Here is a 5783-nt window from a genome sequence, read left to right as displayed (position 1 = left end):
CACCACAGCACCGGCACCTTGTCACAGGGAATCCCCACGACAAGCACACCTCGCCGAACCCGGAAAACCACGACAAGCACACCTCGGCAGGCAGCCACCCCGCACCCTCTGCACCGTGCCGTGCCGCGGAGGCTCCCGTCGATTCGGGGAACATTCCGCTCCCGGCGGCCGAGCGGGCACCGAGGGCTGTCGATCATGCCGCCGAACAGCACTGAAGACCCGCTCACCATCGCCGGTTCAGGCGGGACACACTGCTGCAGGGCGAGTGGGGCCGGGCCGCTTGGTCCGGCATCTGGTGCACGGCCGTACCGGCAGCACGAGCTCTGCCCCCCAGTAGTTCGAGCACGACCTCGGCTCCGCCGGACAGCCCATCGAGTTGTCCCCACCGGCATCGCCACCCGACCTGTCCACAGGCAGCCATCGGCTTTCCCCGCTGCCGTCCTCGAGTCGGCACTCTCGTTCTCACGAGCGCCGAGCCCTGGCGGGCCGGCGAGAGGAGGACGGACATGAACGAGACCTGGGTGACGGTCGCGGGCAACGTGTCGACCGAGGTGACCTGGCGACGCAACGCCGACGACTCGGTCGTCGCGAACTTCCGCATGATGAGCAACAGCCGGAAGTTCGACCAGGCGAGCGGGAGCTGGCAGGACAAGCACACGCTGTCGGTCCGCGTGAACTGCTGGCGCACGCTCGCGGAGAACGTGCGCGAGAGCGTGACCAAGGGCGATCCGGTCGTCGTCTACGGCAAGTTGTTCACGCGCGACTACGAGGTCGAGGGAGTGCGCCGGACCTCCACCGAGATCGAGGCCTCGCACGTCGGGCTCGACCTGAACCGGGTGCGCACGAGGGTCGTGCCCTACCCGCGGATCGCCGCCGAGCCGCCCACCGACGTGAGCCACCTCGAGGTACTCGAACCGCCGGCGTTCGACGAGTTCGCGGACGCGACGGTGATCGACGCCGGCCTACGGGCGGAGGCGTCCGCAGAGGCGGAGGACGACGATCCGCTGGGTCGCGCGGCGCTGGCAGGCTGACCGACCACCGGGCCCGGGGAGCGGCACACCACGCCAACTACCATCGGGGGCGTGGCTGAGTTCATCTACACCATGAAGAAGGTTCGGAAGGCCCACGGCGACAAGGTGATCCTCGACGACGTCACGCTCAGCTTCCTCCCGGGAGCCAAGATCGGCGTGGTCGGACCGAACGGCGCGGGCAAGTCCAGCGTTCTCAAGATCATGGCCGGACTCGACCAGCCCAACAACGGCGAGGCGTTCGCCGCCCCCGAGGCATCGGTCGGGATCCTGCAGCAGGAGCCGCCGCTGAACGAGGAGAAGACGGTCCTCGGCAACGTCCAGGAGGGCGCCGGGGACGTCGCCGTGAAGCTCGAGCGGTACAACGAGATCGCCGAGCTCATGGCGACCGACTACTCCGACGAGCTCATGGAGGAGATGGGCAAGCTCCAGGAGGACCTGGACAACGCCGACGCCTGGGACCTCGACTCGCAGCTGCAGCAGGCGATGGACGCCCTGCGCTGCCCGCCCGGGGACTCGCCGGTCACCCACCTCTCCGGTGGGGAGCGGCGCCGGGTCGCGCTGTGCAAGCTCCTGCTGAGCAAGCCCGACCTCCTGCTCCTCGACGAGCCCACCAACCACCTGGACGCCGAGAGCGTGCAGTGGCTCGAGGGCCACCTCGCCAGCTACGAGGGCGCCGTGCTCGCCGTGACCCACGACCGGTACTTCCTCGACAACGTCGCCCAGTGGATCCTCGAGCTCGACCGTGGTCGCGCCTACCCCTACGAGGGCAACTACTCGACCTACCTCGAGAAGAAGGCCGAGCGGGTCGCCGTCCAGGGCCGCAAGGACGCGAAGCTGCGCAAGCGCCTCGCCGACGAGCTCGCCTGGGTTCGGTCGGGCGCGAAGGCCCGCCAGGCCAAGAACAGGGCCCGGCTGCAGCGGTACGAGGAGATGGCCGCCGAGGCGGAGAAGACCCGCAAGCTGGACTTCGAGGAGATCCAGATTCCGCCGGGTCCGCGCCTCGGCAACGTCGTCGTCGAGGTCGCGCACCTCGACAAGGGCTTTGACGACCGGCTGCTCATCAAGGACCTGTCGTTCACCCTCCCGCCCAACGGCATCATCGGCGTGATCGGCCCCAACGGCGTCGGCAAGACCACCCTGTTCAAGACCATCGTCGGTCTCGAGCAGCCCGACAGCGGCACCGTGCGTGTCGGTGACACCGTCAAGCTCTCCTACGTCGACCAGAACCGGTCCGGCCTGTCCGGGTCGGAGAACGTCTGGCAGGTCGTCTCCGACGGGCTGGACCACATCCAGGTCGGCAACGTCGAGATGCCGTCCCGTGCCTACGTCTCGGCGTTTGGGTTCAAGGGGCCGGACCAGCAGAAGCCGGTCAACGTGCTCTCCGGTGGTGAGCGCAACCGCCTGAACCTGGCGATGACGCTCAAGCAGGGGGGCAACCTGCTGCTGCTCGACGAGCCGACCAACGACCTCGACGTGGAGACGCTGTCCTCGCTCGAGAACGCCCTCGAGCAGTTCCCGGGGTGCGCCGTGGTCGTGTCGCACGACCGCTGGTTCCTCGACCGCGTGTGCACGCACATCCTGGCGTGGGAGGGCACCGACGACCACCCGGCGTCGTGGTTCTGGTTCGAGGGCAACTTCGCCGACTACGAGCAGAACAAGGTCGAGCGCCTCGGCGCCGAGGCCGCGCGTCCCCACCGGGTCACGCACCGCAGGCTCACCCGGGACTGAGGCTCGCGGGGTCGCGGGAGGGTCTCGCGGCCGGCTCGAGAAGGGAGCGGTCGTGGCTGCACGACGCGAGAGCGGTGCGCCGTCGGCGCGCGCCGTGCTCGAGGTCGCCGACGGGCTGCGGTGGACCGATCCCGTCCTCGGGGCGTCGCTGGCCGAGCACGCTCGACGCCTCGCCGGGGACGACCCGGCCGTACGGGCGGCGGCCGACCGCTCGGTCGTCCGATCCCTGGCCGAGGCCGACCGTCACGAGGACGTCGTCGAACGTGCGATCCCGCTGCTCACCGAGGCGCGGGACCGCGGCGACCGCGACGACGGCGGAGCGGTGCTCGTCGAGCTCGCCGCAGCCGCGGTGGGCCTGGGCGAGCCCGCCCTCGCGCAGCGCCTCCTGGACCGACTCGACCAGCTCGACGACTTCCCGGCCCGGGTGGCGGCCGGCGCCTGGACGGTCCGCGCCGAGGCGCGCGCCGCCGGGGGCGACGTCGTCATGACCGACGAGGCCGTCGAAGCCGGTGGTCCGGTGCTGCTGCGCGTGCCGCAGCCGGAGTCGGACGTCCTCCGGGCGCGGTTGGCGCTCGCGAGGGTCGTCGCCCGACGCATCGCCGGCGACACCACGGCTGCACTGGCCGTGCTCGGTGACGCGTCGACGAGCGGCGACCTCGACGGCGGCCGGTGCGCGGTGCTCGTGGCCGCGGAGGAGATCGAGCTGCTGGTCGGGTCCGGGCAGGCCGACGAGGCCCTCCACCGGGCCCGTGCGGTCCTGCCCGACGCCCCGGCCGAGCCCCACACCACCTGCGCTCTCGCCCGGATCCGGCTCGCCGTGGCGCGGGTCGACGGCACGGGCGGTGTGCTGTCGGCACGGACCGCGGCCGAGGAACTCGAGGCCTCCGGGCGTCTGACCGACGCCGCACGTGCCTGGGAGACCGTGGCCGCGGTCGCCGAGGAACGGGGCGAGCTCGGGGAGGCACTCCGCGCCCTCCGTCACGGGCACGGGCTCGGCGCGCGAGCGCGCGAGGGTCGGGACGGGGTGGTGCGGTCGCTCGTCGCACTCGCGGACGGTCCGGAGCCGCTCCCGGCCCGCGTCGACACGATGTCCGACGCGCCTGCGGAGGTGCCGACGCGCGCGCGCCGCGGCCACCACCGCGCAGACGACGAGACGCCGCCGCCCCCGTCTCCGGCGGCCGAGCCGACCGAAGCGATCGGGTGGCCCGCGCCCGACCCCGACCCGTCGGCGGAGACGCTCCCGACGGGGCGCGAGACGGACCTCGGCACCGTCTCCGTCGGGTCGCCTCCAGGCCTCGTCGAACCGGTACCGGCGCCGGAGTCCCCCGCGGAGCCGGCGCGCTCGGCGCGTGACGAGCTGGCCGAGCTGTTGGCCTCCCTGACCCGGTCCGTCGACTCGTCACTCGCGCACGGACCGGGATGGGACGTCGCGGCCGACGAGCCCGCTCCGGCTGCGTCGTCGACGCCCTCGAGCCCGCGGACTCCCGACGCCCCTCCGCCGGCGGCCACGACGCCGGGCGAGACCGTGCGTCGCTCGAGGCACTCCGCTCCGACGTCCGGCGACGGGGTGGCGCCCCCGATCGCGACGTCCCGCCCCACCTTCGACGCCTTCGGGACGGCGCCCCTGACACGGCTCCTCGCGCCCGAGCCGGGTGAGCCGGCCGAGACCACCGCGCGGGACAGCGGTCCGGATCGTCCGTCGCCGGACCCCGTGGCGCCGGACCCGGTGGCGCCGGAACCCGTGGTGCCCGAGCCTCTTCCCGACGAGCGCTTCGCCCCGTCGACCGCGTTCGCGGAGCCGGCGGTGTCCGGACCGGGGACCGATCACGACGATCGTGGCGATGCCCGGTCCCTGAGCAGTCTGCTCGCCGCCGAGGACGGTCCGGGCCGAGACGAATCGTCGGACCCGCCAGTCGCGGTCGGATCGGACCCGCGGAACGCCCCCGCAGGACCCGAAGGTCTCCCGGTCGTCCACTCCCCGGAGTCCACCGGGGACGACTCGTTCAGGGCGCGGCTCCGGTCCGAAACCGTCGACGCTCCGTCCGACGCCCGGGACGCTCTCGATCCCGGGTGGCGGCGGGAGGCCGAGGAACGCCCGTCGACAGCGGCGCCGGCGGAGGACCTCCGGCCCTGGGGCACGGACCGTTCCTCGACGCCCGACATCGGACGTCCCACCAACGGCACCGCGCCCGGGCCGTCGTCCGAGGAGCACGGTCGGACGGGCCCCGGGCCGAGCGATCCGGCGCCTGCCCGACCGGTCGAGGGCGCCACGCGCTCCGGCGGGACGACCGCGACGAATGCGGCGACCGCCCACTCCGGTGAGGGGCGCGACGCGCGGGCCGAGGGTTCGCGCACCGGACCGAGGAGCGAGTACGACGACGAGCTCGCGCTGACGTTGGCCTCCGTGCTCGCCGAGTACAACCTGCCCGACGTCCCGATGCCGCCCCGACGGGACCGCGGCTCCGCCGGGGCCCGCCCGGCCGGAGAGAGCCGCGCCCCGGCGAACGGGACCGACCCGCGCCGGCACGGTCCGCAGCCTCCGGCTCCGGGATCGCCCGGGGAGGTCGCGGTGCCGTCGGCCCGCCGGCACACGTCGGGATCGATGCCCGTCCAGGGGGAGCGGGACCGGTGGGAGCCCCGGCGAAACGGGACTCCGCGCGAGGGAGACCGCTCCTTGTCCGGGGGTTCCGGCACGGTGCCCGGACCGGGTGGCCGCGGACGGCCGCCGGAGTCCGGCGCCAAGCTCGCGGACCTCCTCGCCGAGGCGATGGACGCCTTCCGTCACGTCGGGCCGACGGGCCAGGACGACGTCCGGCCGCCGGGAGTGGGCTCGCGGCGCGCCTGAGCTGCGCCGATGACCGAACGGGACCCCCCTGAAACCACCCCTCCGGGCGCCATGTAATGTTCTCCATGTCGCCAGGCCGGAGGGGTTGCCCCGGGGTCTGGAGGCGGGATAGGTTCGAGAGGTTGCCCTCCAGCCGGTCTGGTAGGGTCGGAGTCGAACTGAGTCACCGAGCGGTGCGC

3 protein-coding genes are annotated in these 5783 nt (G+C 73.2%); all 3 read left to right on the top strand.

What is annotated here, in order from left to right; translation table 11 throughout:
* Nucleotides 1-506 precede the first annotated feature (506 nt).
* From ssb to QRT03_RS31960, 3 genes are read left to right on the top strand one after another with little or no spacing between them, the layout of a single operon-like run.
* Nucleotides 507-1031 carry a single-stranded DNA-binding protein gene (gene ssb, locus QRT03_RS31970; protein ID WP_286057221.1) on the top strand — a complete coding sequence of 175 codons (525 nt, stop codon included), beginning with the start codon at nt 507-509 and terminating at the stop codon, nt 1029-1031.
* A 51-nt stretch (nt 1032-1082) separates the two neighbouring features.
* Nucleotides 1083-2759, top strand: coding sequence for an energy-dependent translational throttle protein EttA (gene ettA, locus QRT03_RS31965; RefSeq protein ID WP_286057220.1), 1677 nt, complete (start codon nt 1083-1085; stop codon nt 2757-2759).
* A gap of 52 nt (nt 2760-2811) precedes the next feature.
* A complete protein-coding gene (locus tag QRT03_RS31960; RefSeq protein ID WP_286057219.1) occupies nt 2812-5604 on the top strand; it encodes a hypothetical protein in 2793 nt (930 codons plus the stop codon).
* Nucleotides 5605-5783: the final 179 nt, after the last annotated feature.

It is taken from the genome of Actinomycetospora termitidis, from assembly GCF_030286555.1.
GTDB lineage: Bacteria > Actinomycetota > Actinomycetes > Mycobacteriales > Pseudonocardiaceae > Actinomycetospora > Actinomycetospora termitidis.
This window is presented reverse-complemented; position numbering and strand designations above follow the sequence as displayed.

Excerpts from the sequence above, each read along its gene's own strand:
- ssb (WP_286057221.1), top strand. The coding sequence starts at position 507 with ATGAACGAGACCTGGGTGACGGTCGCGGGCAACGTGTCGACCGAGGTG.